Source organism: Aminobacter aminovorans (assembly GCF_900445235.1).
GTDB lineage: Bacteria > Pseudomonadota > Alphaproteobacteria > Rhizobiales > Rhizobiaceae > Aminobacter > Aminobacter aminovorans.
Map to the genome: position 1 here is coordinate 2,031,905 of NZ_UFSM01000001.1, position 26,627 is coordinate 2,058,531.

A 26,627-nucleotide genomic window follows, 5' to 3' on the forward strand; every position below is an offset into this window, starting at 1 on the left:
CTTGTGATTGCAGGAATTCTGCTAAACTCAATTTAAATTGTTTGCATGCAAATAGCCTCTTCGGAAATTTCGGGGGGCTGTGGTGCTCAAACGCTTCTGGCAATCGAGAAGCGGCAATTTCGCGATGATGTTCGCGATCATGCTGCCAGTGTTGTTGGCCGCCGTCGGTTTTGCGCTCGACGTCGCCAATCTGATGAAGGCCAGATCCGACCTGCAGAACGCACTCGACTCGGCGGTATTGGCGGCGTCGCGGCTGAGCGACAAGGCCGGCACCCGCAACGACACCTTCAATGCGTTCTTCGCCACCAACGTTGCCAACAAGCCGGCGCTGGTCAACGCCAAGGCCAAGCTGGTCGTCGAGCAAAGCGTCAATCACATCAAGACGACAGCAGCCGCCGATGCCGACGTCGCACTGAACTTCGCCTTCATCTTCGGCAAGAGTGCGAAGGTCGCTGCCCAGGCCAATGCCTTCGAATCGAACGCCAAACTCGAAGTTGCGCTGGTGCTGGACAATACCGGCTCGATGGGCTCGGCCAACATGGCGGCCCTGATCGAAGGTTCCAAGGAAATCATCAAAGCGTTGCAGAAGGTCAAGGACGACCGTCCCGAACGCCAGATTCGCGCAGCACTGGTACCGTTCGTGACAGCCGTGAACATCAAGAGTGCCGAAGGGTTCGATCAGTCCTGGGTTGATACCCGGGAAGACATACCGTTGGACGACAAGTCTTGGAACGGCAAGAACTTTGAACCCAACCTGGACGAGAAGGGCAAGGACAAGAGCCGTGTCGGCCACTGGAAGCTCTTCAAAGAGCTGGAGAAGAATTGGAAAACCGGACCCAAGGGCGAATGGAAAGGCTGCGTCGAAGCGCGCCGCGATATCTACGCGCTGACGGATGATGCCCCTGACATCACAAAGCCGGACACCTTGTTCGTGCCCTATTTCGCACCGGACGAGCCGGGCGGGCCGATCAAGTCACCCAACAGTCCTGACTATTTCAACAACAGCTACCTGGACGATGTGGTCAGCGGAACTAATGCCGAGAAGCAGAAATCCCAGAAGAAGTATTTCGACCCGGCGACGCGTGCCAATGCCAAGTTAAAAGATACGCCCAACGACACCACTGGACCGAACTACGGTTGTGCGACGCCTGTCGTTCCGCTGACCGAGGACTTGGTCAAGATAGGGGGCGATCCTTCCAAGAAAATCAAGGGCGAACTCGACAACATGAACTTCTGGTACGGCTCGGGAACCAACGTTTCCGAAGGCCTGGCCTGGGGCTATCGCGTCCTTTCCCCAGGCGCGCCGTTCACCCAAGGCGATACCTTCAAGGCGCCGGACACTTCGAAGGTTGTCGTTGTCTTCACCGATGGCGAAAACAACGTCTTCGGCGCTTCCAAGGAAGCCATCAACAAGTCGGACTATGGTTCCTATAGCTACCTCGATACAGGCCGCATGGGCGCATATGACCGTGGCGGCGCGCTCAAGAAGGTCAATGAGGCGACGAAGACAGTCTGCACCAAGCTGAAGGATCGGGACGTCATCATCTACACGGTGGTGCTGGGTGCCGACACCCAGGCCAACCGCGACCTCTACAGCACCTGCGCGACAAGTTCTGCGCACTACTTCCCGACCAAGAACATCGCCGAGTTGAAGGCGGCGTTCCAGACCATCGCCAACTCGATCTCGCCGCTCTTGATCACGCATTAAGGTCGCCCGGCCAGTCAGCCAAGCGGGGGATTGGCGTCAAAGAAAGTCCTTCCAATGGCGCGGCCGATCAGGGCTGCGCGGCCGGCCGATATCGTGCTGGAGGTAGCTCGGCGGCGCAGGCGGGCGACCATGGCGATGGAGTCTTCGCAACACGCGACGGAGTAATCCAAAGATTCTTGTCATGTAAATGAGCGGCAGTTTTTTCATGGGTCGTTATGATTTGCAGGGAATTTCGCATCGGGTACAATGAATCGGCATCACTCAGCGCATGAGAGAATTTCATGCAGTCAGGCTCACGACTTCCACCCTTGCAGACCCTCCGCGCCATGGCGGTGGTGGCGCGTACGCGCAGCTTTACGCGGGCGGGCGAAGAGCTTGGCCTGACCCAGACGGCGGTCAGTCATCAGATCGCGCAGCTTGAAGCCTGGCTCGGCACGCCATTGTTCGTGCGCAGCCGGAAGGGCGTGGAACTGACCGTCCTGGCCGAGACGGCTGTACCGGAGATCATCGAGGCGCTGTCGGCGCTTGAGGTCGTGCTGGAAAACGCGCGCCCTAGCCTCAGGAGCGAGCAACTCAGCATCTCGACGACGCCGGAGTTTGCCAGCCAGTGGCTACAGCCGCGGCTCGGCGGCTTCTGCGCCGAGCATCCCGAGATCGATGTCAGCGTGACCATCGAATACCGGCGCGCCCGCTTCGACATCGACAAGGTCGGCGTTGCCATCTGGCTGGCAGGGACGTTGCCGGGCACCGACGCGTACCGCCTCACCGGCGACTACGAGTTCGCCGTCTCGTCGCCGGCCGTTGCGCGGGCGCTGCCCAGCCGGCAGGCACTGCGCGCGGCCCCGTTGCTGCGTTACGAGGGCGCCAGGCACACCGTGCTCGACTGGGAGCGCTGGTATGGCCAGATCTATGACCGCAAGGAAAGGCTGCCCGCGGTCGATGGCTCGGACGCCCCTTTCGATTTCCAGGCCGGTCCGAGCTTTCCGACCTTTTCCGACATGATCGCAGCCTGCCGGCAGGATGCCGGGCTGGCACTGGTGCGGTCCTCGCTGGTCGCCGACGATCTCGCCGCAGGGCGGCTGGTCAAGTGCTTCGACGAGATCATTCTTTCGGATTTGCAGTACCATCTGGTGACGTCGCCGGCACAGCGGCGAAGTTCAGGCGTGATCGCCTTCAGACAGTGGATCATCAAGCAGATGTCGGGCCAGCAGAAATCCGCTTCGCCGGCGGCATGCGATCTTGATGTGGAGAAGTGGTAGCGGGAAGTGGATTCGAACCACCGACCCCAGGATTATGATTCCCGTGCTCTAACCAACTGAGCTATCCCGCCAGGGTGGAGAAGGCTCGAAATCACTGTCTCTGTGAGAGGCAGGCGTCGATGCGTTCGCCAAGGTTGGGCGGATATAATGTCTCGATGGCGAGCCTGTCAAGCAGTGAGATCGGGCGTTTCAGGATAAATGTCTGACGCATCGGCTGACCCTTGGGCAGCTCGCGGAAAGCGCCATTCCACCGCCTTCGCGGACGCGCCGGGCGCTTATGGCGCAACGCGCGGGGTTGAGTTGGCGAGGTGCCGGGACTATGTCTGCCGGCATAATTCTCCTTGGAAAGAGCCTGATGAAACCGCGTATTGCAGTCCTTGGATGTGGCTATTGGGGCGGTAATCACATCCGCACCCTGAAGTCGCTTGGCGCCCTCCATGCCGTCTCCGATGTCGATTCGGCCCGCGCCGAGCGTTTTGCCGGCGAACATGGCTGCATCGCGCTGACGCCCGACGAATTGTTCGCCCGCGCCGATGTCGATGCGATTGTCATGGCGCTGCCGCCGCAGTTTCACGCCGACTTTGCCGTGCGTGCTGTGCAAGCCGGCAAGGACGTGCTGGTCGAAAAGCCGATCGCGCTGACGGTGCCGGACGCCGAGCGCGCCGTAAAGGCGGCGCGCGACAACGGCCGCGTGTTCATGACCGGCCACGTGCTGCGTTTCCACCCGGCCTTCGAAGGGCTCAAGGCACTTGTCGACAAGGGCGAACTCGGCGACGTCGGCTACATCCACTCGCACCGTCTGGGTCTCGGCAAGTTCCACGCCGAGAACGACGCGCTGTGGGATCTCGCGCCGCATGATTTGTCGATGATCCTGGCGATCACCGGCACGGCGCCGATCGAAGTGCGCGGCGAGGGTGCTGCCGTGCTCAACCACCTCAGCGATTTCGCCCATCTGCACATGCGTTTCCCCAACGGCCTGCGCGGGCACCTGTTTGCCTCGCGGCTCAACCCTTACCGGGAGCGCCGGCTGACCGTCGTCGGCACCAAGGGCATGGCGGTGTTCGACGACGTCGAGCCGCAGGAGCGCAAGCTTGCGCTCTATCGCCATGCGGTGTGGCAGGACGAGGGGCAGTGGACGTCGACGATGAACGAGCCGACCTACATTCCGATCGAGAACGCCATGCCGCTGACGCGCGAGCTCGAGCACTTCATCCACTGCATCCAGACGCGCGAAGAGCCGCGCACCGGCGCCGAGGAAGCGCTTGGCGTGCTCAGGATTCTCACGGCAGGCACGGTCACGCACGACTGACCTTTGTGGGAGTAATGGAGTAGGCCAACAAAGGGTTGCGCGCCATTGGCGCAGTCTGTCCCTTATTCCCTTCGCAGCAGCCACCAGCCGACAAGCGCAAGCGCTGCCAGCCACACCACGATGACGAAGGCGAGGCCGGCCATGCTGCGCGGCCTGGCGGTGATTTCGGTTGCCTCGGCACGGAAGCGAGCCATCAGTTCGGCCGGAATCATGCGGATCACCAGCCAGATGCCCAGGGGCACGATCAGCAGGTCGTCGAGATAGCCGAGCACCGGCACGAAGTCGGGAATGAGATCGACAGGGCTGAGTGCATAGGCGGCGACGCAGGCAGCCGCCACGCGGGCAAACCATGGCGTCAGGGGGCTGCGCGCCGCAAGATAGAGCGCCACGACATCGCGCTTCAGAAGCCGCGCCCAGCGCTTGGCTGCTTCCAGCATGCCGCCGGGCTGGTTGCCGGACTGAATGGTCATTCTGTGACCGCCCACCACGTAACAAACAAGATGGAAAGCACGGCGATCACGGCGAGGCACTCAAAGTAGGCGGAGACATACGACTGGATGACCGGTCCGTCGGCGCGAGAACGGAAGCCGCTCATCAGGCTGGGAGGTGTCAGCTTATGCATTGTGGCGATCGCGCCGCTGATGCCGGAGAAACTCACGATCAGGGAGGCCGTTTCGCTCACCATCCAGCCTGCGAGCGATGCACCCATGATGATGGCGATCACGGCCAGCTTGGGAAGCCAAGGAACATCTCGGCTTAAGAACGCTAGATATGCGGCGATCACGCTATTGGTAAGCCACATGCCCCACCGCTTTATCAAGGTGGGGTCCATCGAGCCTGGCTTATTCCGCAGCAATCGTCCCCGGCGTTGCCGCAAGCCGCGACAGCATCGCTTCGGCATCGGCATGGCGCTCGGAGCGCTCGATGAAGCCGCCGCCGAAGACGCGCGCCTCGTTGCCTTCGTCGGAATAGAGCACGCAGGCCTGGCCCGGTGCTATGCCCGACTCGCCGTCGACAAGCTCGACCCAGGTGGCGCCGCCCTTGTGATGCAGTACGACGGGGCGGGGCGGGCGCGACGAGCGCACCTTGGCATAAAGCTCGAGTCCGCCAGCCGGCACCGCCGAGAGGGCGCCGTCGCCGAGCCAGTTCATGCCGCGCAGAAAGATCTTGTGCGTCTCCAGCGCCTCGCGCGGGCCGACGACGACGCGCGCGCGCTCGGCGTCGATATGGACGACGTAAAGCGGCTCGCCCGAGGCGATGCCGATGCCGCGGCGCTGGCCGATGGTATAGCGCAGGATGCCTTCATGGCGGCCAAGCACGCGGCCGTCGATATGGACGATGTCGCCGGGATTGGCGGCCGAGGGCCTGAGCTTGGCGATGATGTCGGAATACTTGCCTTGCGGCACGAAGCAGATGTCCTGGCTGTCCTGCTTGGCGGCAACCGTCAGGCCCATGCGCTCGGCAGCGGCGCGAACGTCGGGCTTGGACATGCCACCGAGGGGAAAGCGCAGATAGTCGATCTGCTCCTGGGTGGTGGCGAACAGGAAATAGCTCTGGTCGCGGTCGGCGTCGACCGGGCGGTACAGCGCGCGATGGGCGCCGTTCTGCTTGGAGCGGATGTAGTGGCCGGTGGCGAGCGCATCGGCGCCGAGCTCGCGCGCGGTGGCAAGCAGATCGGCGAACTTGACGGTCTGATTGCAGGAGACGCAAGGGATCGGCGTCTCGCCGGCGACATAGCTTTCGGCAAACGGATCGATGACGGCCTTGCGGAAGCGCTCCTCATAGTCGAGCACGTAATGCGGAATGCCGAGCGTTTCGGAGACGCGGCGGGCGTCGGCGATGTCCTGACCGGCGCAGCACGAGCCGGCGCGGTGGGTTGCGGCACCATGGTCGTAGAGCTGCAGCGTGACGCCGACGACGTCATAGCCTTCCTGTTTCAGCAGGCCGGCCACGACTGAAGAATCGACACCGCCCGACATGGCAACAACCACGCGGGTGTCTTCGGGGCGTCCGGGCAGGTCCAGGCTGTTCATCGGGATTGCGTTCCGCTGTCTATAGGTCGGCTGCATGCCAATGGCTGCAATATAGGTCAAGCCTCATCGCAGTGCCACCCGGAGCGCGCTGGCCCACCTTTTTCGGCGAGAAACCAGCCAACTGGGCAGGTGGTTAAATTGCGGATTGAGAGTCTAACGTTCTGTTCACGTTCGTTACTTAGCTCTTAGTATACGCTTAGGCAATTTTTAAAGCTGTGGCGCTAGTGTGACAGGTGATTGGGTCTTTGAGTTTTTAGTAGAGAGTACGATGACCGATCTGGTTAGACCGCGTGTCAAATATGTTATCGGGCCGGACGGCAGCCCGCTTACGATTGCCGATCTGCCCCCGACCAACACGCGCCGGTGGGTTATCCGCCGCAAGGCGGAAGTGGTCGCTGCGGTCAGGGGAGGGCTGCTCAGTCTCGACGAAGCGTGCCAACGCTACAAGTTGACGACCGAGGAGTTCCTGTCCTGGCAGGCTTCCATTGACGAATACGGCCTTGCCGGCCTGCGCACCACGCGCATCCAGCAATACCGCCACTGACACACCGGCCGTTGCGGCCAACCAACAGAAGAGGGTGCGGCTTGCCGCACCCTCTTTGTTTTTTGAGATACGCCGTCCAGTTTTTGCCCGCAGTCGCTACCTGAAACGCCTTGCCTCAATGGGCAGCCTGCGCGCTGTCCAGCGGCCTGCGCTTGAGAACGGCCGAGGCCATCGCCGTCAGAACCACCGATGCTGCGAAGAACCATAGGCCGGGTTTGGTGAAGGCCTTGGCGAGGCCTGATGTCTTGGCGGCGAAGACCACCAGCGCGACGAGAACCACATCGAGCATCGACCAGTTGGACAGGGCGCGAAACCAGCCGGGAATGCTGGCGGTGCCGGCTGCCTGGCCATAGGCCGCATTGTGGAGCAGGCCGAGCTTCATCGCGGGAAAGACCACCGAAAACATGGCGACGACAATCGCCAGCGGCCAATCACCACCACTCCACAGCGCTGCGATCATGCCGATCAGCGAAGGTTCATCGGAGAAGAAATACAGTCGATCGACATGGATCAGCGGCAACACGATGCCGAGCGCGAAGCAGACCGAAGCCGCAAACAGGATCAGTGGTAAAAGCGAGCGCATGGGCAAGCTATAGCGAAAGTCGGGATAATGGAGAAGCCGGGCAGCATGCACGCTGCCCGGCTCGTTGTTGCAAAAATCCCGGCGTCGCTCTCAAAGTGCCAGAACGACCTTGCCCTTGGGTTTGGTTGCCAGGAAGGCATGCGCGGCACCGGCCTGGTCGAGCGGGAAGCTCCTGGCGACATGGACCTTGAGTTTGCCGGTTTCCGTCAGTTTAGCCAGCGCCTTCAGGCCCTCGCCATCCGGCCGTACCGAGATGCGTTCGACCCTGATGCCACGTGATGCAGCCTCTGCCGCGGCCTTGTCGCTGAGGCCGAGCAGGACTACGAGCGTGCCGCCGTCCTTCAGCGCGTTCAGCGATTTCTCGGGATGATCGCCGCCGAGCGCCTCAAAGACGAGATCGACCGGGCCGGCCTTGGCGACGAAATCGCCCGAGGTATAGTCGATCACCTCGTCGGCGCCGAGTGAGCGGACGAAATCGACTTTGCCCGGGCTGGCCGTGGCGATGACATAAGCGCCACGCGCCTTGGCGATCTGCACGGCAAGATGGCCGACGCCGCCGGCGGCGGCCTGGATCAGGACGCGGTCGTCGGCCTTGAGCTTGCCTGCTGTCACCAGGCCTTGCCAAGCCGTCAGCCCGGCAAGGGGGAGGGCTGCTGCCGCTTCATGACCGAGTGCATCGGGCTTGCGTGCGATCTCGCTTGCCGGTGCCGCTGCCAGTTCGGCATAGGTGCCGGCCTGGGCGGGAAAACGTGGCATGCCGAAGACCTCGTCGCCGGGCGCAAAGCCGTTGGTGCCGATGCCAACCGCCTCGACGGTTCCCGACAGGTCCCATCCAAGCACGAAGGGCGGCTCGCCAAGCAATGGGTAGAAGCCGCCGCGAACGGCGGCATCAACCGGATTGACGCCTGCGGCCTTGATGCGGATCAGCACTTCGCCGGGCTTGGGCTGCGGTGCCGGCTGTTCGGCGATTTCGAGCACTTCCGGTCCGCCAACGGTGTTCTGGGTAATGGCACGCATGGGAATGTCCTCCTTGGGATGGATGCATGTGCCACTATCATTTGGATAGTATAATTCGATTGTCTAGAATGTACCTTGATGATATATAGGTACCTCATGGATAGTGAATGCGCCCCTGACACTCCTTTCGGATATGACGCCTTCCGGCGCGAGTGCATGTCCCACACCGTGCTCGAGATGCTGGCGAGCAAGTGGGTCTATCTGGTCGTTGGTGCTTTGAAGCCGGGTAGGCGGCGCTATGGCGAACTGCAGCGCAAGGTCGAGGGCATCACGCCCAAGATGCTGACGCAGACGCTGCGGATTCTTGAGCGTGACGGGCTGGTGCGGCGCGAGATCTTTCCGGTCATCCCGCCGCGCGTCGAGTATGAGCTGACCGATCTCGGTCGCAACCTGTCCGACTTGCTCAACCAGATCAGGGTCTGGGCGGAGCGCCATGCGCCCGAAATTCGTGATTCGCGTGCCCAGTCATTGGCTGTCGAAGGCGAGCCGACTGAATTCAGGGCCTAGCGGCGTGTGCGGGCGGAGCCGATAGCCGGGCCGCCAAACGGCACGAAGCCGCGACTGCGGCAATAAACTATTGAAAAGAATATACTTTCTATCCGATCATCGCGCTGCGGCCGGTGTTGTCGGCGTCGCGGGTGGTACGGTCGCGTGACTCCAGCGCCTCCGCCTTGGAAAGCTCCGCTTCAGCTTCGGCGAGTAAGGATTCGGCAGCGGCGCGCTGTTGCGCCATGTCATGCTGGGAGTTTTTCAGGTTGTCACGTCGTTGCCGCGCGGCCTTGGCAAAGGTCGGATAGGCGAAATGATTGAGATCGGTGATCCCCGCCTTCTTTTCTTCGGCGACGATCTGCAATTCGAGCTCGCTGGCCATGCGGTCGAATTCGGCGATCATCGAATCGAGCTGCATCAGCTGACGGCGCTTTTCGTTCACCTGAAACTGCTTGAGCCTGACCAGGTTCTCACGTGACTTCATGACCCGATACTCCCGAACACCGAAAAACGCACTTCTACTCGCCTATCTCGGCCCCAAGGGACCGTGCCGCGCCGGAACCGGTTCTGAACTGCCGACTATGGAAAACAAACTTTTAAAGTTTTTGTCCGTCGGTAACCATTCGTTTACGGGCATCGTTAATCATACCCATCGAGACTTAAAGCCCGGTAAAGATTCTGGTTTTCGCTGTGAATGTGATCGGGTCGCGTCCGGAGTCGCTTAGTCAGCCTTGTTAATGCAGCGCGTTAAGATGTTGACCGTGTGATTCATGATTGGATTCAAGAGGGTGTATGCGCCGGTTAAAATTTCTGATATGGTCTTCCATACGAAATTAGGTTTTGTTAACCATTCGATGGCAGCCTCCGATTCAGGTAAGCACTGGGCCGGCAAGGTTTGGACCGCGAAGACGTTCCGGCAGCAGAAAAGGGGATTTGAATGCGCGTTCTGCTGATAGAAGACGACAGTGCAACCGCACAGAGCATCGAACTGATGCTCAAATCGGAAAGCTTCAACGTCTACACGACCGATCTCGGCGAAGAAGGCGTCGATCTTGGCAAGCTTTATGACTACGATATCATCCTTCTCGACCTGAACCTGCCCGACATGTCGGGCTATGAGGTTCTGCGCACTTTGCGCCTGTCCAAGGTCAAGACGCCGATCCTGATCCTTTCCGGCATGGCCGGTATCGAGGACAAGGTGCGCGGCCTGGGCTTCGGTGCCGACGACTACATGACCAAGCCGTTCCACAAGGACGAGCTGGTGGCGCGCATCCACGCCATCGTCCGCCGTTCGAAGGGCCACGCCCAATCGGTCATCATCACCGGTGACCTGATCGTCAATCTCGACGCCAAGACGGTCGAGGTCGGTGGCCAGCGCGTACACCTGACCGGCAAGGAATATCAGATGCTGGAGCTGCTCTCGCTGCGCAAGGGCACCACGCTGACCAAGGAAATGTTCCTCAACCACCTCTATGGTGGCATGGACGAGCCGGAACTGAAAATCATCGACGTCTTCATCTGCAAGCTGCGCAAGAAGCTTGATGCGGCGTCCGGCGGCCAGAACTTCATCGAAACTGTCTGGGGCCGCGGCTATGTGCTGCGCGAGCCGGAAGAGCTTCGCGAAATCGCCTGATTTCTTCTGATGACTTCAGTCAAAACCCGGCCTTCGTGCCGGGTTTTCTTTATTCCGAGCACGGATAGGCTGTCTGCGCGCCCGTAAGAATTGCTTGGGCGATAAAACAGGGCCGAATCAGGCGGCGACGTCGAAGGCGCGGAAACGGTCGAGCAGTTGCGGCCTGGTGAAGGGCTTCAAAAGGTAGCCCTGCGCGCCGGCGCGCTTGGCGCGCATGATGGCACCGATGTCGACCTCGGTCAGGCAGATCGCGATCTGCGGCTTGACGCGGCCTTCGATGGCGCGGACCCGGCGGATGAAGTCGGTGGTGCCCATGTCCTCGAGCCCGCCATCGACGACGATGATGTCGGGCATGTCGTAGGCGCACATGTCCAGCCCCTCGGCGCCGGTTGCCGCCTCGACGACGACCATTTCCGGGCTGTTGAGAATGCGTTTGGCGACTTTGCGGATGACACTCGAATCATCGACGAACAGGCAGCGCTTCATATCCCGGTCCTTTTTGCGGGAACCGAACGCGTCAGCCGCGCCGGATGCAACGCGACCATAGCCGGGGTGCGTAAAGAAGCCGAAAACCCGAATGGTAAAATTCTTGGAAACATCAGCGGCTCGTCTGCGCCGGTGCGCACTGCCGCAAGACGTTCATGCCGACGCGCGATAAATTTGGCGAATGCGGCGTGTGTCTTCGAGCGTGCTTGCGGGCAGGCAGCGCTGCTTCCAGCACAGAGCCAAATCGTTGCCGCGCGGGCAATGACAAAGATGCTTTGATAATACTGAATGCGCTGTGCCGATTACTCGGCGGTGAGCAGGATCTCCTCGGGCGTGGCGTGGATCGAGATCGTCATGCCCGCCTCACGCGCCAGGAGCAAAGTATAGTAAGGCTGCACCGAATGGGCGTCGATCGGCTCGTCGGGCTTGTGGCCGGAGTGCAGTTCGAGGAACTTCGGCGGCACGCGCAGCATCGGGCCGCTTGCCGACAGGATGAATTTGGGCACCGTGTCGACGTTTTCGAGCGTCACGCTCAGCTTGCCGCCGCGCGGGATCGCAGCATGGGCGACGAGCAGCAGGTTGAGCAGAAGCTTGACCTTGTTCTTGGGCAGCAGTGCGCGCCCGCCGCTCCAGGACAGTTCCGGCTTCTCGTTCTTGAGGAATGCGGTCGCAACTGATTCGGCGTCGCCGGTGTCGATCAGCATGCCGGCTGAGCCGGCAGCACCGAAGGCGATGCGGGCGAATTGCAGCCGCGCCGAGGCGTTGCGGGCGCTGGTGCGGATCAGCCGCATCGCGTCCTCGTCGGCGCCGCCCTCATCAAGCAGTTCGAGGCCATTGTTGATGGCGCCGACCGGCGAGATGATGTCGTGGCAGACACGGCTGCACAGCAGCGCTGCGAGGTCAGGGGCGGAAAGCGTCAACAACTCGGCCATGAACGGCATCCCTCGGGTAAAAATGGCTTGAACCACGATCTGGCGGCCATGGACCCGGCAGTACGAATCAGGGCTGGCCTTACAGTACTCTTGGTTACACAGCGCCGCCTCACGCGGCAAGAAACTGCCGGTAACGCTTGCGCGAAATGGTGGCTTTTCTGCGCAATTCCGGGGTTTTTAACAGCCATTCGTGCCTTCGATCCGCCATCTTCGTAGGCCAGTTTAATGGTTGAAAAAGGATTACGGCATAGTTTGCCGGAGTTGGACCAGCCAGCCGCCAGCAAGAGCAGCAGCGGGTCCGGGGCGTCGAGAAAGTGTGCTCCCTGACGGAGATTTGGAAGCATGATTTCCCGATTCTATGGCCGGACGTTTGCCCGGCTTGTTGCCGCGATGTTCGTCCTTGTCGGCGTTCTGGCATTTTCGACATCTGCGTCTCGCGCGCAGCAATATACCTCGCAGGAGATCCTTGATTCCGGCCATCGCTTCTTTGGCTCGACGTCTGGCGGTCTTGCCAGCGTGGTCGAGAAGGTTTTCGCGTCCTATGGCCTGCCGAACGGCTATGTGCTCGGCGAAGAGGGATCGGGTGCCTTTGTCGGCGGCCTGACCTATGGCGAAGGCACGCTCTATACCAAGAATGCCGGCGACCATAAGGTGTTCTGGCAGGGTCCTTCGCTCGGCTGGGATTTCGGCGGGCAGGGCTCGCGTACGATGATCCTGGTCTACAATCTGGATGACGTGAACAATCTCTATGATCGTTATGGCGGCGTTGCCGGTTCGGCCTATGTCGTGGCCGGCGTCGGCTTCAATGTCCTCAAGCGTGGCAACATCCTGCTTGTGCCTGTCCGTACCGGTGTCGGCGCGCGACTGGGCGTCAATCTCGGCTACCTGAAGTTGACCCAGCAGCCGACCTGGAATCCGTTCTGATTGTGTGAAGAACGGGGTCGATTGGACGCCATTTTGTTGCGGCGGTGCTGGATTCCTGCCATGGGAACATGGCAAACTCGCGCCTGTCCGTAACGGGTAAAGTGCCTTGGTCCAGTCGATCCTGTTTTTCGTTCTTGGCTTCCTGACCGCCGGCTTTGTGGTGCTGCTGATTGCGCCGTCGGTCTGGCGGCGTGCCGTTTCGGTCACCCGCCAGCGGGTCGAAGCCAAGCTTCCGATGACCCTCGATGAAATCCGCGCCGACAAGGACAGTCTGCGCGCCGAGCACGCCATGGCGCTGCGCAAGGTCGAGGTTCAGCTCAAGTCAGCGCAGGAAAAGCTCCTGACGCAGGCCGTCGAGCTCAGCCGGAGCCGTGAGGCGCAAAAGGCCCACGTCACCGACCATGCCGACAAGGATCGCACCCTGAGCGAACTGGAAGCCGCGCGCGGCAGCATGAGCGAGGACATCGCCAAGCGCGACGAACAGATCAAGGCCCTTGCCGCCCAACTCGTCGAAGCCGAAAGCATGCTGGAGAAGCGGGCACAGGAGATCGAGGAGATTGGCAGGCTCTATGACGAGGCCAGCCTTTCCTCGAGCAACCGCCAGATCGAATTGGTGAGCCGCGAAAGCCAGATCGGCAAGCTTTCCGACGACATGTCGACGCTGCGTAACCAGCACAAGAGCAGCGACCTTCGCCTCGCCGAGCTCGAAGCCGACAACAAGGCGGTGCGCGAAGCGCTGAAGGCCGAAACCAAGCGTGCCGGCGAACTCGACAGGAAATTGCAGCAGATGGTGTCGTCACTCAGCGACCGCGACGACAAGCTGGAGCGGCGCGAGGCCGAGCTTGGACGGTTGCGTGAAAGCGAACTCGCGCGGGTGCGCGAGCAACTGAAGGTGCCGCAAGGTGCGACGGAGATCGCTGCGGTCAATGGTACCGCGCAGGCGATGGAGCGGGAGCGGCTAGAAGGACGGCTGACCACGCTGACGCGTGAGAACAAGCGGCTGAAGGGCGAGTTGTCCAAGGCAGGACGCAGCACGTCGTCTCCCGGCGAGGATTCCCAGCTGCGCGAGCAGATGCACGAATTGGCGGCCGAGGTCGTGGCGCTTACAGCCAGGCTCGAAGGCGCTGACTCGCCGATCGCCAAGGCGCTTTCCGGTTCAGGCGAAGTCCGCGCGCCGGTCAATGGTGACGCACCCGCTGTGATCAGCCTGGCCGACCGCGTCCGGGCGCTGCAGAAGCCTGTTCCTGCGGAATAGGGCTAATCCGACGTTTCGGTGAAGTGATGCAGCGCGATCGCCGAGGCGGCCGCGACATTGAGGCTGTCGAAACCTGGCGCCATGCGGATTCTTGCCGTCGTCAGCCTTTTCAGCAGGGGCTCGGGCAGTCCTTCGCCTTCGGTGCCGAGATAGAGCGCCAGCCGCGCGGGACGCCTGATGTCCCTGATATCGGCCTTGCCCGCGGGTGATAGTGCCAGTTGTTCGAAGCCATGGCGAGTGAGGGCGTCGGCAAGCTCGCCGGCTGTTCCGCCAGCGGCGAATGGCACCTTGAGCGCTGCGCCGACCGACACCCTTATTGCCTTGCGGTAGAGCGGGTCACAGCAGGTCTGGTCGAGCAGCACCGCATCGGCGCCGAAGGCTGCCGCGTTGCGGAAGATCGAGCCGATATTGTCATGATTGGAGATGCCGACCGGCACCGCCACCAGCGCGTGCTCAGGCAGGCAGGCAAGCACATCGTCTACTGAAGCTGGTACGCCCTTGCGGCCGATGGCCAGGATGCCGCGATGCATGTGGAAGCCGGCAATCGCGTCCAGGACCGCGCCCGAGGCGACATAGACCGGCATGGCTTCAGGGGCGAGACCAAGCGTCTCGCTCACGCCGGCGAGCCGGTTTTCGAGAACCAGCACCGACTCCGCCTCGAAGCGCCGTGCTGCGAACAGCACGTTCAGAACGACCTTGCCTTCGGCGATGAAGCGCCCTTCGCGGCCGACCAGATCGCGCTCGCGGATATCGATATAGGGCGCGACGCGGGGGTCGGCAGGGTCGTCGATGCGGATGATGTTCATGGTTGCTTCATAGCGGAGGGCAGTCCGCTATGGGAGCCTGGAAAGGCTTTGTCCGCTTTGAAGATCAGGCGTCCTCGAAGATGCCTTCCAGCGTGCCGAGCAGCTTGCGCACGGCTTCGGACTTGCAGGTGTAATAGATCATTTGCCGGTCGCGACGTGTTTCGACCAGTTCTTCATTGCGCAGGCGCGCCAAGTGCTGCGACAAAGCCGACTGGCTCAGCGAGACCTTTTCGGCGATCGCGCCCACCGACATCTCGGTGTCGAGAAGGTGGCTCATGATCATCAACCGCTTTTCGTTGCCCATGAGAGTGAGCAAGGACGCAGCAGCTTCCGCGTTGGCCGACAGTTTTTTCTGTTTCATGGGTACCCCGTGTATCCGTAGTCCTTTTCGGTGTCATGGGGCAACAACACCGAATTACCAACTAGATCATCAATGGAATCACTGACCAATCTGGCTAATATATGACAAATCAGCTTTCGCTCAAAAAATCAAGACTTTGCTGCGCGACCTTCTTTTGCCATTTCGACAAGGCTTCGCCTGAGATCGGCGGCCTCGGCAAGTAACGTAGGGAAAAGCACGCGTCCGGTCTCGTCGCCGGCGGCCAGGTCCATGCCTTCGGGGTCGAATCCGCTGACCACCCAGCCCTTGTCGTCGAGACGGCCGAAATGTGTGGCATAGATTGCCGTCGCTTCGGTGTGATCGGAATTCATGTGGTCGAGCGCTGACTGCTCGGCTCCGGCAATCGCTTCCACCGCCGGTCCCTGCAGCAGCAGGTCGTCGCGGCTTAGCAGGTATGCCTTCCCGAAACCGCCATTGAGGTTGGCACGCTCCAACTCCAGCCGGAAGACGGTGAAGTCGGTGAGGCCGATATAGAGCTTGGCCTTGGGATTGCGGTTGACGTAGCGGCGTTCGGCGCGGGCGTATTCCGCCGTGCCGCGTTCCAGCTTGCGCGCACGACAGAACAGCGTGATGCGCGGATGGGCGAGGGGGTCGCCCTTGCCGACTTCGCCGACCAAAAGCGAACAGACGGGATTGGCGACGATGCCCTTGGTGTGGGCGGACAAGCCGGAGATCAGGATCAGCGGCGTGCCATCGACATCGGTTGCCGTGCCGACCCGGCTGGCAAGCGGCGAACCGGTTTCCGGCTCGATGACGGCAAGCGCGCCATATCGGGCCTTGCGCATCAGCGAACGCGCGAGCGCGGTCGCTTCCGTGGTGGTCTCCAGAAAGACGTCCTTCTTGCGCTCTTCCACTGCTTCACCATCAAATATGACTAATTTAATCTACTTATCTAACGTTGCCGGGCTTTGGCAAGGGTGTCGTTTCGCCACAAGCAAAACAGCCCCGGAAGCTGACGCTGCCGGGGCTGCAGGATAACCGATCCTGTGCTGACTGGCGCCTATTTCGGCGCCATACGGATGGCGCCGTCGAGGCGGATTGTCTCGCCGTTGATCATCTGGTTTTCGACGATATGCAATGCCAGCGCGCCATACTCCGACGGCTCGCCGAGGCGTGGCGGGAACGGCACGGCGGCACCCAGCGAATCCTGCACTTCCTGCGGCATCGCCGCCATCATCGGCGTCTTGAAGATGCCGGGCGCGATGGTGGCGACGCGGATGCCCGAACGCGAAAGGTCGCGCGCGACCGGCAAGGTCATGCCGACGACGCCGCCCTTGGAAGCGGAGTAGGCAGCCTGGCCGATCTGGCCGTCATAGGCGGCGACGGAGGCGGTGTTGATGATGACGCCACGCTCGCCACCGGCCAGCGGTTCGAGCTTGGCGGCAGCATCGGCAAACAGCCGAATCATGTTGAAGGAGCCGATCAGGTTGACCTCGATCACCTGGCGGAAGACGCTGAGCGGATGCGGGCCGTCCTTGCCGACAGTCTTGACGCCGACGGCGATGCCGGCGCAGTTGACCAGGATACGGGCCGTGCCGAGCTTGGCTTCCACTTCGGCAAATGCAGCGACAGCGCTTTCTTCATTGCTGACATCGCAACGCACGGCGACACCGCCGATGTCGGCGGCAACTTTCTCGGCACGTTCGAGGCTGAGGTCGAAGATTGCGACCTTGGCGCCCTTGGCTGCGAGTGCGCGCGCGGTGGCTTCGCCAAGGCCGGAGCCGGCACCGGTGACCACTGCAATCTGCCCGTTTGGATTCATGTCAGCCTGTCCTCTTCTGCTGTTACTGAATTAGCAAGATGGGCGGCACGGGCAAGTCATCGGCGGCTAGGCCGGCTCGGTCGTGCGTTGTGGTGTCTTGGCCAGATTGGCGTGGCAGACCTCGCCGGCCAGTTCGGCAACCGCGCCGGGCACGATCTCGTGCGCCAGCAGGCGATTGAGGTCGACAGGCCGCGGCATTTCGATCTGGCCACGTGGGATGCGGGCAAAGCCGAGCGGGCCGTAATAGGGCTCATCGCCGACGAGGATGACGGCGGGTTCGTTCGATTTTTCCGCAGCGGCAAGAGCCATGGCGACCAGCTTGCGGCCGATGCCCATATTCTTGAAGTCGGGCCGCACGGCAAGCGGGCCCAGCATCTGTGCCCGGCCGGCGCCGGCGGCGATCGGCGTCATCCTGACCGAGGCGATGACCTGGCCACCATGCATGGCGACGAAGGACAGCGAACGGTCGTGCGGACCGCCTTCGCGGATCTTGTAGGCTGCGCGTGTGAACCGACCCGGGCCAAAGGCCTCGGCGTTGATTTCATCGATTTCGAGATCGTGCGCCGGAGCTTCCGGCATGTAGGTGACGTCGGCGAGGGTCATATTCTTTGCAATCCGGTACCGTGGGATGAGGTGCCGCGGGCATGCCGCAGCAGTCGCAAGTCAGCGCTTCAAGCGCGTGCGCTCATTCGTCGTCGGTCGACCCGGATATTTGCAAAACAATGTGACATCGAAATGCCCGCTACCATCATTTGAAGCGCCCGTCCATCGTGCATTTGGCCGATGTGCGTCCGGCGTTGACAATCCGTTCAGCGAGTAGCCCTTCGGCTGCAGTCGCCGAGCTCCTACATCGTGGCAAACGAAAGGATTTCACGATGGGATTGCTGGTTGAAGGCAAATGGCAGGATCGCTGGTACGACACCAAGTCGACAGGCGGCAAATTCGTGCGCTCGCATTCGCAATGGCGCGATTTCGTCACCGTCGACGGCATGCCGGCGGCAGGCCGGACGCGTGGCTTCAAGGCCGAGCCGGGGCGCTATCACCTGTATGTTTCGCTCGCCTGTCCCTGGGCGCACCGAACGCTGATCTTCCGAGCACTGAAGAGGCTCAAGGACATCATCTCGGTGTCGGTCGTCCATCACTACATGGGCGAGAATGGCTGGACCTTCCGCACTGACGATGGCGCCACCGGCGACACGCTCTACGGCCTCGACTACCTGCATCAGATCTACACCATGGCCGATCCGACCTATTCGGGCCGCGTCACCGTGCCGGTGCTGTGGGACAAGAAGGAAAAGACGATCGTCTCCAACGAGTCGTCCGAGATCATCCGGATGCTGAACTCGGCTTTCGACGCATGGGGCGACGCCTCGGTCGACTTTCACCCCGAAGCGCTGCGCGGCGAGATCGATGCGGTCAACGAGCTTGTCTATGCGTCGATCAACAACGGCGTCTACCGCGCCGGCTTCGCCACCACCCAGGCCGCATATGAGGAGGCCTTCAACGAACTGTTCGCCGCGCTCGACACGCTTGAAGACCGCCTGTCGCGCCAGCGCTATCTCGTCGGCAACACCCTGACGGAGGCAGATTGGCGGCTGTTCACGACGCTGGTGCGCTTCGACCCCGTCTATGTCGGCCACTTCAAGACCAATCTGCGCCGGATCGCAGACTACCCGAACCTGTCGAACTACCTGCGTGAGCTTTATCAGGTGCAGGGCGTGGCCGAGACCGTGAACATGCTGCACGTCAAGGCGCATTATTACGGCAGCCACACCGGCATCAACCCGACCGGCATCGTGCCGGTGGGACCGGAGATGGATCTCAGCGCGCCGCACAACCGGGGGAAGCTGCTGAAGGCGGCTTGAGGGCAATTTCGCCGCGGTATGAGCCCCCACTCCGGCGTGCTATGCGCCACCTCTCCCCCGTCGAACCGGGCGATGTGCTTTCCGGTCGACATCCCGCAGAGGCGAAGCGAGCCTCGAAGGACGCAGCTGAACTTGTGCGCCTCACCAATAGGGCGACGCTTCCTTGCCGTCGAACACCTCGGCGATCCTTCGCCGCGTCGCTGGCGTCGTGCCCTCCGGCAACGCGTCGAGCGGGAAAAATCCAGCCTCGGCGATTTCATGGTCGGGTTGCTTTGGCGTTTCCTGCCTGAAGGCCTCGACCAGGTAGAAGCCGACATGATCGCGCTTGGTCGCCTGCCTATTGAGGTGGATCGACTTGAGGATCGGTGGGGCGGTGAGGATGATGTTGCCTTCCTCTTCCAGTTCGCGCGCCAGCGACTCGACAAAGGTCTCGCCGGTTTCGACGCCGCCGCCGGGCAATTGCCAGCCGGGCACATAGGTGTGGCGGATGAGGAAGATGGAGTTGTTGGCAGTGTCGTGGACGAGGCCGCGCACGCCGAGCGTCATCGGCCGCCGCAGCAGGAAATAAAGGTGGAAGAGGCTGCCGCGCAGCCGTGCCCAGGGTTTTTGGCGAAGCGGATTGGGGGCACTGCTCATCAGACATGCCGCCATGGGTGGAAAGCTGCGTATGCGTGACCTAAAAGGAAACAATGTTCAGGCTTGCGCATATTTCCGACGTCCATCTTGGTCCGCTTCCGGATGTAACCTATCGCGACCTCGCCTCCAAGCGCATGGTCGGCTACGTCAACTGGCAGCGGAACCGCCGCCGCTATCATCATGACGGCATCGTCGATGCGATTGTCACCGACCTGAAGGCGCAGGCGCCCGACCATCTGGCTGTCACCGGCGACCTGGTCAATCTGGCACTCGATGGCGAAATCGCGCTTGCTCGGCTGTGGCTCGAAACGCTCGGCGCAGCAGCCGACGTCTCGGTCGTGCCAGGCAATCACGATGCCTATGTGCCCGGTGCCTTCGACAAGGCCTGCCACGTATGGGCGCCCTGGATGCAGGGCGATGGTGTGAACGGCGCGCTCAGTTCGACCAGCTTTCCCTATCTTCGCGTTCGCGGCAACGTTGCGCTGATCGGCGTGTCGACGGCGCGCGCGACGGCGCCCTTCATGGCCAGCGGATTCTTCCGCGAAGGCCAGGCCGAACGGTTGGGCCGGCTCCTCGAGGAAACTGGCAAGCGCGGTCTGTTCCGGGCGATCATGATTCATCATCCGCCAGTGCGCGGCGCCGTCGGCCAGCACAAGCGCCTGTTCGGCATCGGCAAGTTCCAGAAACTGGTCAGGCGCCACGGCGCCGAGCTGGTGCTGCATGGCCATTCGCACCTGCCGACGCTGCACTGGATCGATGGGCACGATGGGGCTGTGCCGGTGGTGGGGGTGGCCGCTGCCGGCCAGGCGCCGGGAGGCCACAAGCCGGCGGCGCAGTTCAACCTGCTCGACATCTCCGGCCAGGCGGGAAGCTGGAATGTGAAGCTCACCCGTCGCGGCCTGTCGGGACCGGCGATGCCTGCGGCGGAGATCGGAACGTTCGATCTGAGCGCAGCCGTGCCGCGCTCGGCGGCGCTGGTCAGGGAATGACGCCGGTAGCGGCGAGACGCAGCCAGTAGAGCACCGCCATGACAGCGATGCCGATAGCAGCGCCGGCAACCAGCAGCCCAAAACCGGCCAAGATTCCTGGCAGGGCAGGGCTGCGCTGCAAGGGCGGCTCGGCGTCCGCCACAGGTTGTCTCGCGAAACCTGCAAACGCTGGTTCCGCACCGCCCTCCATCATCTGCTGGCGTTCGACGATGCGCTCGGCGATGTAGCGCGTCACCTGGTCGGCGATGCGCTTGGCGTCGGTCGATTCGGCCAGTACGATCCGGCCGATGCGGGTGTCGCGGACGAATCGGAAGGTGCGGCGGTCGCGACCCAGGCCGACATGGCTCACCGCGTCGATCCACAGCCTGGGCTGCAGCCCGGACGAGATCGCGAAATCGAAATTGTCGATGTCCTTGGGTACGTCGGCGAAAACAGGCTCAAGCTCGGTGGCAAGCAGTTCGAGCCGCATGCGGTGCGCATCGCGGAGATCGACCACCACGTCGCTGCGGTCGGCATTGGCGTTCTTGACGTCGCGGATGGCGTCCGCCAGCGGGTGTGCCGGTTTCAGTGCGGTCACCCTGTCGTCGCTCATCGCCTTTTGCCCCGGATCATGTTTAAGCAACCGTTAACATAGTCACGATCGCGGCGGAATTGTAACTTGCGTGAACTGATTTTCCATCGCCGCCGCAGGGGCCGAAAAAGGTATGCCTCACAGCCGGTTAGACGTTGTTGCGCATGACTTGATTCATCAGCTGTCGCAGGCGGCAGGTGCCGGTTGGCGGCGCTGGCGCCGGCGAACCATCCGGCTGACGATGTCGGCGACGAGCGCCGGCGTCTCCTCCGGCAGCATGTGACCGATCTCCAGCACGTGGTGGATGAGAAAGCCCGCAGGCAGGGCGTCGGCATGGCTGTAAGGCAGCACTGCATCGTCGGTGCCCCACACCACCATTACCGGCATCGTCAGTGTCGCCAGGCTTTCTCGCGGGATGACGCCTTGCTTGTCTTCGGCGGTCATCGCTGCGGCAAAGGCAATCAGTTTTTCAGTCTGGCCGGGTCGGCTGCGCATCTCTGCCAGAGCGCGGACGGCCGCCTCGGGAACGGTACTGTCGGGGCTCGACATTTCGGCGAGGCAGGCACGGATTTCTTCTGCACAAGCGGCAGCCGCATAGCGCCTGAGGAGCGGGCCGTTGATCTCAGGGCCATAACCGCCCGGCGCAAGCAGCGTCAGCGAGGCGACACGTTCGGGATCGAACAGCGCGGCCAGCGTCGCAACCGCCCCACCCATCGAATGGCCGACGAAATGGGCCCGGCCAATGCCACGCGCCGCAAGATCGGCCAGCACGGCAGTTGCCGCCACCTTGGCCGAGCCGGCCTTGGGATAGTCGAGCGAAAGACCATGGCCGGGCAAGTCGTAGGCGATCGTGGTGAATGTTCCATCCAGGTGATCGACGACGTCTTCCCAGACACCGCCAATTCCGCCGAATCCGTGCAGCAGGACCACTACATTCTTGCCGCTTCCCCGCAGGGCGGCATGGATAGGGTAATTCATTTTTGCTCAAATGGCCGGACAGAAATTCACGAAAAGTTGTAAATTCAAAGTCGCAAAATGTAAAACAACGTATGAGCCCCAAGGGGGCAAATTTAGTTATGCAAGAAATACGTCTGGAAAGCCAGTGAGGCTCAGGTCTGGTGGCCGAGGCCGGCGGCGCGCAGCGCCTTTGTCAGCGCCTTCGTCAGTTCCGCAGGATATTTGCCCTTGGTGAAGGTTGCTGCCGGGTCGTTGGCGAATGCCGGGTACCGGTTCGCGATCTCCTTGGACAGTTCGGAAGCCTGCTTGGAATCGCCGACGAAACTTGCAGCGATCAGGCGCGCAGCCACGTAGTGTGGCTTCTTGTTGGTCGCGAGCGCGCTTGCGGCGCGGGCCGCGGCATAGCGGTTGCCGAGCATGAACTCGCCCAGGAACAGGCCGTAATCCCACCAACCCGGATGCGCGCTGGCGCTTTCGACGGCACGCTTCATGATCGGCACGCCATCGCTGTAGCTGCCGCCGAGAATGAGCGCATAGCCGTAGGATGCCGCCATGGTCAGGTCGTAGGTGTTGAGCTCATAGGCCTTGCGTATCCATCTGATGGCCTCGGTGCGATCACCGGCACGCGACTGCAGATAGCCGAATGCGCGATGGGCATATGGGCTGGTCGACCCCATCTGCACCGCGCTGTGGGCCAGTGCGTAGGCACCCTCGGTCGTCGCATTGGTGGGGTAGGGATAGTTGTCGGTGACCGCTTCCAACTGCAGCGAGGCCAGTTCGGCGTAGACGACAGGCGACTTGGCGCTGCGCTTGGAGAGATCCTCCATGCATTGATAGGCGGCGCGGTGCTTGGTGGCGTTCTGGTCCATGTAATAGGCGCCGCTGAGCAGCAGGCAGGCGGTCAGTCCACGTTGCAGCCCGTTCTGCTCGATGAAGCTGTAGATCATGCCTGACGCCGGGATGGCCGACGAGACGATGTCGGCGATGCGGTCGTCGATGACCTCGGGGCTGATCTCCTGCGGCGAGAGCACGCGAGACAATAGGATGCGGCCGCTGGCCATGTGCTGAAGTTCGACCAGCACCGACCCGGCGCTGGGGCCGGTCTCGACAGTGAAGTCGAAGTCGGTGGCGTCGGCGCGCCTGACCGTATCGGATCGCTCGCGGGCAATGAGATCGATGGTGTCGAAACCCGACAGTGCCGTGCGCAAGACTGTCGCCACGCGTGCCGTCTCCCCGCCTTCGGAGCTCGAGTGGATGTGCATGGCGGGCAACTGGTCGACGGAGTCGTTGACGCTTGCCGCGGAGCCACGAGAGCTGCCGAGGCCCGCAACCTCGAACCCGATCGGGCCGCCGATGTTGCGGAAGACCAGGATGCCAAGCATGACGATGACCAGCGCCATCGCCGCCCAGAAGTAGCGAAGCTGCCGCTTGACGCTGGTGCCGGAGTAGCCCGGATCGACTTGAACCTCTTCGCCGTGATGCGGCTCGTTCTCGGCAAGGCCTGTTTCGGCCCTGGCCAGCACCGCTACCGAACCGTTATGCTGCGCTTCGGCAGAGCGAGGGGATGCCGGTGGCAGCTCGGCAAGCGTCTCATAGGTCGGCACATAGCTGCCGCGCGGGATGCCGATCCGGATCGGATCGTTGCTACCCTCGGCGGCATAATAATGCGCCAGAAGTTCGCGCAGGCGCCCGGCCTGGACGCGGACGACGGCATCGGTCGCCGAATCGAACTCGGCGTCCTTGCCGAAAACGTCGACCGCGATGGCAAAACCCTTCAGCCTCTCGGCCTCGCCGGCGAGTTCGCGTTCGACAATATAGCGCAGCAGCTTGCGTGCCCGGTCGGACCGGCCAAAGGTCTCGCTGGCAACAAGCCGCTCAAGCGCTTCGCGCACTGCGGGGGCAGCAGGCGTGGAGGCAACCAAGTGTCGACCCTTTTCCAACCGGTACGAACGGCCTGATCATAGTCGGCTGGCGTCAGTGTACAAGCGCGCTCAGCAACGATGCACAAATGCCCCACCCGTTATCCACGGGCGAGGCATCTGCGGACTGGAGTTAAACTACCGCGACACGATCCGGTTGGCTGCGGAAACCACAGCCTCAAGTGAAGCGGCGACGATATTGGTGTTGATGCCTGCGCCGAACAGGCGGCCGGCCGGGTGCTCGACTTCCATGTAGCAGATGGCCGAGGCGTTCGATCCGCGCTGAATCGAATGCTCGGAATAGTCGAGCACCGAGAGGTCAATGCCAATGTGGCGGGAGAGAGCGTCGACGAAGCCGTCGATCGGGCCGTTACCGGTGCCCTTGATCACAATCTCCCTGCCATTGTCGAGGATGGTCGCCTCGACAACCCGGCGGCCCTTGACCTCGGTGTCGGGGAAGGTCTGGTGATCGATGAATTTCAGCCGGGCGCCCGGCTGGTCGACATAGCGTTCGAGGAAGCGCTCATGGATGCGCTTGGGCGACACTTCCTTGCCTTCGCTGTCGGTGATCTGCTGAATGTCCTGGCTGAACTCAACCTGCAGCGATCGCGGCAGGTTGAGGCCGTAATCGGCCTGAAGCACATAGGCGATGCCGCCCTTGCCCGACTGCGAGTTGATGCGAATGATCGCCTCATAGCTGCGGCCGACATCCTGCGGGTCGATCGGCAGGTAGGGCACTTCCCACAACGGCTTGTTGGCGACCTTGATCGCCTTCATGCCCTTGTTGATGGCATCCTGGTGTGAGCCGGAGAACGCGGTGTAGACCAGCTCGCCGACATAAGGGTGGCGCTCCGGAATGATCATCTGGTTGGAATATTCGTAGACCTGCTTGATCCGCTCGATGTCCGAGCAATCGAGCATCGGGTCGACGCCTTGGGTGAACATGTTGAGCGCCAGCGTCACCACGTCGACGTTGCCGGTGCGCTCGCCATTGCCGAACAACGTGCCTTCGACACGGTCGGCACCGGCCATCAGGCCGAGCTCGGTGGCGGCGATGCCGGTGCCGCGATCATTGTGCGGGTGCAGCGAGATGATCAGGTTTTCGCGGTTGTCGAGGTTGCGGCACATCCACTCGATCTGGTCGGCATAGATGTTGGGCGTCGCCATCTCGACGGTCGAGGGCAGGTTGATGATCAGCTTGTTGTCGGGCGTCGGCTTGACGATCTCGGCAACCGCGTTGCAGATCTCGAGTGCGACTTCGAGCTCGGTGCCGGTGAAGCTTTCGGGCGAGTACTGGAAACGGTAGCCGCCGCCGGCCTTGGCCGCCATGTCGGTGATCATCTTGGCGGCGTCTGTGGCGATCTGCTTGATACCGGCGACGTCCTTGGCGAACACCACGCGGCGCTGCAACTCGCTGGTCGAGTTGTAGAAATGCACGATCGGCTTGCGCGCGCCGCTCAGCGCCTCGAAGGTGCGGGTGATCAGCTCCGGGCGGCACTGGACGAGGACCTGCAGCGATACGTCGTCGGCGACGTTGCCTTCCTCGATACACCAGCGGGCAAAATCGAAGTCGGTCTGCGATGCCGAGGGAAATCCGATCTCGATCTCCTTGAAACCCATATCGAGCAAGAGCTGGAACATGCGCGCCTTGCGGTCGTGGCCCATCGGATCGACGAGCGACTGGTTGCCGTCGCGCAGGTCGACCGAGCACCAGATCGGCGCCTTGTCGATGGTCCTGGACGGCCAGGTCCGGTCGGGCAGGTCGATCTTGTGGTAGGCCTGGTACTTGACTGCGGCTGTCGGCATGCCGGCGCTTCGGCCGGAAGCGAGGATGGTCTTGCTCATTGTCGGTCTCGTTCTCTTGGCCGCCATGCACGACAGGGCGCGCATGCTTCAGCGGTCTTAAATCAGAAATTCGGTTCTGTTGTGAAGAGCAAAGGAGCAGATGCCTCGGCGGCAATTTCGACCGCCGGACGCTCCCTTAACGAGCCCGGCGATCGCCGATAAGGCCGAGAAGAAGGAGAGCCGAGGAAAGGGCGCGCAGCGTCTCGCCCGCAAAAGCGGCCGGACGGGAGATTTCGTTGATCTTGCGCGACGACATGGCGCTCTCTTACAGGAGGCGCATGTGCCGCGCAAGAGCTGGCTGACCGGCACCGTGGGGTTGTCGGGTTAGACCTTTTGTCGCGCAGCCTATGCCTTGTGCAGGCGCAGCGGGCTGACTTTCTCGCGTGCGATGATGCCTTTTGCCTCGAGGTCGAGCTGTACCGCCTTTGTCCACCAGCCTGCCTTGGCGCCGCCGGGATAGAGCTGCTCGGGCAGATGACCGCGGACACGTTCCTGCATCTCGGCAAAGGTCAGTCCCGGCGACTTCGCGGGCAGGACCTCAAGGATTGCCTGCTTCATCGCCTGGTACATGGCGGCATCGGCCGGCTTTGCCTGACCCGGATAGTTGACGTTCTCGAGTTCGATTTTCGCTAAAGCTTGAGATGCCATTTCTGCTTTCCTTCCTCGTGTGACGATCAAAGGACGAAAGCGAATGGCACGATCCTA

The 26,627-nt window shown here is 62.0% G+C and carries 29 protein-coding genes and 1 tRNA gene; 10 read left to right on the forward strand and 20 right to left on the reverse strand.

The annotated features are described in order from the left end of the window. Positions 1-124: 124 nt before the first annotated feature. Both DY201_RS09930 and DY201_RS09935 read left to right on the forward strand, forming a co-directional pair. The gene (locus tag DY201_RS09930; RefSeq protein WP_245431947.1) at positions 125-1,708 is read left to right on the forward strand and encodes a TadE/TadG family type IV pilus assembly protein; all 1,584 of its coding nucleotides are present in this window, start codon (positions 125-127) and stop codon (positions 1,706-1,708) included. A 308-nt stretch (positions 1,709-2,016) separates the two neighbouring features. After that, positions 2,017-2,967, forward strand: coding sequence for a LysR family transcriptional regulator (locus DY201_RS09935; RefSeq protein WP_165915831.1), 951 nt, complete (start codon positions 2,017-2,019; stop codon positions 2,965-2,967). Here the strand turns inward: DY201_RS09935 and DY201_RS09940 are convergent. After that, a tRNA-Met gene (locus DY201_RS09940) sits at positions 2,962-3,038 on the reverse strand. The two genes, DY201_RS09935 and DY201_RS09940, sit on opposite strands and share 6 nt — an antisense overlap. A 284-nt stretch (positions 3,039-3,322) precedes the next feature. On the opposite strand from DY201_RS09940, the gene DY201_RS09945 reads away from it, so the two are divergent. Continuing rightward, positions 3,323-4,276 carry a Gfo/Idh/MocA family protein gene (locus tag DY201_RS09945; RefSeq protein ID WP_115731059.1) on the forward strand — a complete coding sequence of 318 codons (954 nt, stop codon included), beginning with the start codon at positions 3,323-3,325 and terminating at the stop codon, positions 4,274-4,276. A 62-nt stretch (positions 4,277-4,338) separates the two neighbouring features. Here the strand turns inward: DY201_RS09945 and DY201_RS09950 are convergent, their stop codons facing one another. Genes DY201_RS09950 through mnmA form a run of 3 tightly spaced genes read right to left on the reverse strand, consistent with a single transcriptional unit; the run spans position 4,339 to position 6,309 of the window. Continuing rightward, on the reverse strand, positions 4,339-4,746 hold the full coding sequence (locus tag DY201_RS09950; protein WP_245431948.1) for a YkvA family protein: 408 nt from the start codon (positions 4,744-4,746) through the stop codon (positions 4,339-4,341). Next, positions 4,743-5,078: a hypothetical protein gene (locus DY201_RS09955; protein ID WP_131922244.1), complete on the reverse strand. Its 336-nt coding sequence runs from the start codon at positions 5,076-5,078 to the stop codon at positions 4,743-4,745. Before DY201_RS09955 ends, DY201_RS09950 begins: the two co-directional genes overlap by 4 nt. 40 nt (positions 5,079-5,118) lie before the next feature. Continuing rightward, positions 5,119-6,309 carry a tRNA 2-thiouridine(34) synthase MnmA gene (gene mnmA / locus DY201_RS09960; protein ID WP_115731061.1) on the reverse strand — a complete coding sequence of 397 codons (1,191 nt, stop codon included), beginning with the start codon at positions 6,307-6,309 and terminating at the stop codon, positions 5,119-5,121. Positions 6,310-6,577: 268 nt separating this feature from the next. Between mnmA and sciP the strand changes: the two genes are divergently transcribed. Further along, positions 6,578-6,853 carry a CtrA inhibitor SciP gene (gene sciP / locus DY201_RS09965; RefSeq protein ID WP_013529904.1) on the forward strand — a complete coding sequence of 92 codons (276 nt, stop codon included), beginning with the start codon at positions 6,578-6,580 and terminating at the stop codon, positions 6,851-6,853. Between the two features lie 115 nt (positions 6,854-6,968). Here sciP and DY201_RS09970 read toward each other — a convergent pair whose 3' ends face one another. Together DY201_RS09970 and DY201_RS09975 are read right to left on the reverse strand one after the other, a co-directional pair. Beyond that, entirely contained in the window at positions 6,969-7,436 is a 468-nt protein-coding gene (locus DY201_RS09970; protein ID WP_115731062.1) for a paraquat-inducible protein A, read from the reverse strand. Positions 7,437-7,526: 90 nt separating this feature from the next. Then, positions 7,527-8,453: an NADP-dependent oxidoreductase gene (locus DY201_RS09975; protein ID WP_115731063.1), complete on the reverse strand. Its 927-nt coding sequence runs from the start codon at positions 8,451-8,453 to the stop codon at positions 7,527-7,529. A gap of 156 nt (positions 8,454-8,609) precedes the next feature. Between DY201_RS09975 and DY201_RS09980 the strand changes: the two genes are divergently transcribed. After that, entirely contained in the window at positions 8,610-8,960 is a 351-nt protein-coding gene (locus tag DY201_RS09980; protein ID WP_425358721.1) for a winged helix-turn-helix transcriptional regulator, read from the forward strand. An 88-nt stretch (positions 8,961-9,048) separates the two neighbouring features. On the opposite strand, the gene DY201_RS09985 is transcribed toward DY201_RS09980, so the two are convergent. After that, the gene (locus DY201_RS09985) at positions 9,049-9,426 is read right to left on the reverse strand and encodes a flagellar export protein FliJ (protein WP_115731065.1); all 378 of its coding nucleotides are present in this window, start codon (positions 9,424-9,426) and stop codon (positions 9,049-9,051) included. Between the two features lie 453 nt (positions 9,427-9,879). Here DY201_RS09985 and ctrA point away from each other — a divergent pair, with 453 nt between their 5' ends. Next, the gene (ctrA, locus tag DY201_RS09990) at positions 9,880-10,575 is read left to right on the forward strand and encodes a response regulator transcription factor CtrA (RefSeq protein ID WP_067959158.1); all 696 of its coding nucleotides are present in this window, start codon (positions 9,880-9,882) and stop codon (positions 10,573-10,575) included. 117 nt (positions 10,576-10,692) lie between these two features. On the opposite strand, the gene DY201_RS09995 is transcribed toward ctrA, so the two are convergent. After that, on the reverse strand, positions 10,693-11,061 hold the full coding sequence (locus tag DY201_RS09995) for a response regulator (RefSeq protein ID WP_115731066.1): 369 nt from the start codon (positions 11,059-11,061) through the stop codon (positions 10,693-10,695). Between the two features lie 302 nt (positions 11,062-11,363). Further along, positions 11,364-11,993: a histidine phosphotransferase ChpT gene (gene chpT / locus DY201_RS10000; RefSeq protein WP_115733701.1), complete on the reverse strand. Its 630-nt coding sequence runs from the start codon at positions 11,991-11,993 to the stop codon at positions 11,364-11,366. A 342-nt stretch (positions 11,994-12,335) separates the two neighbouring features. Between chpT and DY201_RS10005 the strand changes: the two genes are divergently transcribed. Together DY201_RS10005 and DY201_RS10010 are read left to right on the forward strand one after the other, a co-directional pair. Next, entirely contained in the window at positions 12,336-12,917 is a 582-nt protein-coding gene (locus tag DY201_RS10005; protein WP_067959164.1) for a DUF1134 domain-containing protein, read from the forward strand. Between the two features lie 106 nt (positions 12,918-13,023). After that, the gene (locus DY201_RS10010) at positions 13,024-14,172 is read left to right on the forward strand and encodes a coiled-coil domain-containing protein (RefSeq protein ID WP_115731067.1); all 1,149 of its coding nucleotides are present in this window, start codon (positions 13,024-13,026) and stop codon (positions 14,170-14,172) included. A gap of 2 nt (positions 14,173-14,174) precedes the next feature. On the opposite strand, the gene DY201_RS10015 is transcribed toward DY201_RS10010, so the two are convergent. The 5 genes from DY201_RS10015 to DY201_RS10035 all read right to left on the reverse strand — a co-directional run bounded on the left by DY201_RS10015 (position 14,175) and on the right by DY201_RS10035 (position 17,743). After that, the gene (locus DY201_RS10015; protein WP_115731068.1) at positions 14,175-14,978 is read right to left on the reverse strand and encodes a TrmH family RNA methyltransferase; all 804 of its coding nucleotides are present in this window, start codon (positions 14,976-14,978) and stop codon (positions 14,175-14,177) included. Positions 14,979-15,042: 64 nt separating this feature from the next. Next, a complete protein-coding gene (locus DY201_RS10020; protein WP_115731069.1) occupies positions 15,043-15,339 on the reverse strand; it encodes an ArsR/SmtB family transcription factor in 297 nt (98 codons plus the stop codon). Between the two features lie 128 nt (positions 15,340-15,467). Beyond that, complete coding sequence (locus tag DY201_RS10025; RefSeq protein ID WP_115731070.1) at positions 15,468-16,232, reverse strand: HugZ family pyridoxamine 5'-phosphate oxidase; 765 nt, start codon at positions 16,230-16,232, stop codon at positions 15,468-15,470. 146 nt (positions 16,233-16,378) lie between these two features. After that, positions 16,379-17,140: a 3-hydroxyacyl-CoA dehydrogenase gene (locus tag DY201_RS10030; protein ID WP_115731071.1), complete on the reverse strand. Its 762-nt coding sequence runs from the start codon at positions 17,138-17,140 to the stop codon at positions 16,379-16,381. Positions 17,141-17,206: 66 nt separating this feature from the next. Continuing rightward, positions 17,207-17,743 carry a GNAT family N-acetyltransferase gene (locus DY201_RS10035; RefSeq protein WP_115731072.1) on the reverse strand — a complete coding sequence of 179 codons (537 nt, stop codon included), beginning with the start codon at positions 17,741-17,743 and terminating at the stop codon, positions 17,207-17,209. A gap of 272 nt (positions 17,744-18,015) precedes the next feature. Between DY201_RS10035 and DY201_RS10040 the strand changes: the two genes are divergently transcribed. After that, on the forward strand, positions 18,016-19,005 hold the full coding sequence (locus tag DY201_RS10040; protein ID WP_115731073.1) for a glutathione S-transferase family protein: 990 nt from the start codon (positions 18,016-18,018) through the stop codon (positions 19,003-19,005). 141 nt (positions 19,006-19,146) lie between these two features. Here the strand turns inward: DY201_RS10040 and DY201_RS10045 are convergent, their stop codons facing one another. Beyond that, positions 19,147-19,641, reverse strand: a complete 495-nt coding sequence (locus DY201_RS10045; RefSeq protein WP_115731074.1) for an NUDIX domain-containing protein — start codon at positions 19,639-19,641, stop codon at positions 19,147-19,149. 53 nt (positions 19,642-19,694) lie between these two features. Here DY201_RS10045 and DY201_RS10050 point away from each other — a divergent pair, with 53 nt between their 5' ends. Then, positions 19,695-20,630, forward strand: coding sequence for a metallophosphoesterase family protein (locus DY201_RS10050; RefSeq protein WP_115731075.1), 936 nt, complete (start codon positions 19,695-19,697; stop codon positions 20,628-20,630). On the opposite strand, the gene DY201_RS10055 is transcribed toward DY201_RS10050, so the two are convergent. The 5 genes from DY201_RS10055 to DY201_RS10075 all read right to left on the reverse strand — a co-directional run bounded on the left by DY201_RS10055 (position 20,620) and on the right by DY201_RS10075 (position 26,570). Further along, positions 20,620-21,222 carry a hypothetical protein gene (locus tag DY201_RS10055; RefSeq protein WP_115731076.1) on the reverse strand — a complete coding sequence of 201 codons (603 nt, stop codon included), beginning with the start codon at positions 21,220-21,222 and terminating at the stop codon, positions 20,620-20,622. The genes DY201_RS10050 and DY201_RS10055 overlap by 11 nt on opposite strands. Before the next feature lie 156 nt (positions 21,223-21,378). Then, the gene (locus DY201_RS10060) at positions 21,379-22,179 is read right to left on the reverse strand and encodes an alpha/beta fold hydrolase (RefSeq protein ID WP_115731077.1); all 801 of its coding nucleotides are present in this window, start codon (positions 22,177-22,179) and stop codon (positions 21,379-21,381) included. Positions 22,180-22,310: 131 nt separating this feature from the next. Next, positions 22,311-24,080, reverse strand: coding sequence for a tetratricopeptide repeat protein (locus DY201_RS10065; protein WP_165915832.1), 1,770 nt, complete (start codon positions 24,078-24,080; stop codon positions 22,311-22,313). 135 nt (positions 24,081-24,215) lie between these two features. Beyond that, complete coding sequence (gene leuA / locus DY201_RS10070; RefSeq protein ID WP_165915851.1) at positions 24,216-25,883, reverse strand: 2-isopropylmalate synthase; 1,668 nt, start codon at positions 25,881-25,883, stop codon at positions 24,216-24,218. A 384-nt stretch (positions 25,884-26,267) separates the two neighbouring features. Next, positions 26,268-26,570: a DUF6958 family protein gene (locus DY201_RS10075; protein ID WP_115731080.1), complete on the reverse strand. Its 303-nt coding sequence runs from the start codon at positions 26,568-26,570 to the stop codon at positions 26,268-26,270. Positions 26,571-26,627 lie beyond the last annotated feature (57 nt).

Bases quoted from the DNA above. Each gene is read 5' to 3' on its own strand.
- DY201_RS09930 (WP_245431947.1), top strand. From the start codon at position 125: ATGATGTTCGCGATCATGCTGCCAGTGTTGTTGGCCGCCGTCGGTTTT.
- DY201_RS09945 (WP_115731059.1), top strand. From the start codon at position 3,323: ATGAAACCGCGTATTGCAGTCCTTGGATGTGGCTATTGGGGCGGTAAT.
- DY201_RS09950 (WP_245431948.1), bottom strand. From the start codon at position 4,746: ATGACCATTCAGTCCGGCAACCAGCCCGGCGGCATGCTGGAAGCAGCC.
- DY201_RS09955 (WP_131922244.1), bottom strand. From the start codon at position 5,078: ATGTGGCTTACCAATAGCGTGATCGCCGCATATCTAGCGTTCTTAAGC.
- mnmA (WP_115731061.1), bottom strand. From the start codon at position 6,309: ATGAACAGCCTGGACCTGCCCGGACGCCCCGAAGACACCCGCGTGGTT.
- sciP (WP_013529904.1), top strand. From the start codon at position 6,578: ATGACCGATCTGGTTAGACCGCGTGTCAAATATGTTATCGGGCCGGAC.
- DY201_RS09970 (WP_115731062.1), bottom strand. From the start codon at position 7,436: ATGCGCTCGCTTTTACCACTGATCCTGTTTGCGGCTTCGGTCTGCTTC.
- DY201_RS09975 (WP_115731063.1), bottom strand. From the start codon at position 8,453: ATGCGTGCCATTACCCAGAACACCGTTGGCGGACCGGAAGTGCTCGAA.
- DY201_RS09980 (WP_425358721.1), top strand. From the start codon at position 8,610: ATGTCCCACACCGTGCTCGAGATGCTGGCGAGCAAGTGGGTCTATCTG.
- DY201_RS09985 (WP_115731065.1), bottom strand. From the start codon at position 9,426: ATGAAGTCACGTGAGAACCTGGTCAGGCTCAAGCAGTTTCAGGTGAAC.
- ctrA (WP_067959158.1), top strand. From the start codon at position 9,880: ATGCGCGTTCTGCTGATAGAAGACGACAGTGCAACCGCACAGAGCATC.
- DY201_RS09995 (WP_115731066.1), bottom strand. From the start codon at position 11,061: ATGAAGCGCTGCCTGTTCGTCGATGATTCGAGTGTCATCCGCAAAGTC.
- chpT (WP_115733701.1), bottom strand. From the start codon at position 11,993: ATGGCCGAGTTGTTGACGCTTTCCGCCCCTGACCTCGCAGCGCTGCTG.
- DY201_RS10005 (WP_067959164.1), top strand. From the start codon at position 12,336: ATGATTTCCCGATTCTATGGCCGGACGTTTGCCCGGCTTGTTGCCGCG.
- DY201_RS10015 (WP_115731068.1), bottom strand. From the start codon at position 14,978: ATGAACATCATCCGCATCGACGACCCTGCCGACCCCCGCGTCGCGCCC.
- DY201_RS10020 (WP_115731069.1), bottom strand. From the start codon at position 15,339: ATGAAACAGAAAAAACTGTCGGCCAACGCGGAAGCTGCTGCGTCCTTG.
- DY201_RS10030 (WP_115731071.1), bottom strand. From the start codon at position 17,140: ATGAATCCAAACGGGCAGATTGCAGTGGTCACCGGTGCCGGCTCCGGC.
- DY201_RS10035 (WP_115731072.1), bottom strand. From the start codon at position 17,743: ATGACCCTCGCCGACGTCACCTACATGCCGGAAGCTCCGGCGCACGAT.
- DY201_RS10040 (WP_115731073.1), top strand. From the start codon at position 18,016: ATGGGATTGCTGGTTGAAGGCAAATGGCAGGATCGCTGGTACGACACC.
- DY201_RS10045 (WP_115731074.1), bottom strand. From the start codon at position 19,641: ATGAGCAGTGCCCCCAATCCGCTTCGCCAAAAACCCTGGGCACGGCTG.
- DY201_RS10050 (WP_115731075.1), top strand. From the start codon at position 19,695: ATGTTCAGGCTTGCGCATATTTCCGACGTCCATCTTGGTCCGCTTCCG.
- DY201_RS10055 (WP_115731076.1), bottom strand. From the start codon at position 21,222: ATGAGCGACGACAGGGTGACCGCACTGAAACCGGCACACCCGCTGGCG.
- DY201_RS10060 (WP_115731077.1), bottom strand. From the start codon at position 22,179: ATGAATTACCCTATCCATGCCGCCCTGCGGGGAAGCGGCAAGAATGTA.
- leuA (WP_165915851.1), bottom strand. From the start codon at position 25,883: ATGCCGACAGCCGCAGTCAAGTACCAGGCCTACCACAAGATCGACCTG.
- DY201_RS10075 (WP_115731080.1), bottom strand. From the start codon at position 26,570: ATGGCATCTCAAGCTTTAGCGAAAATCGAACTCGAGAACGTCAACTAT.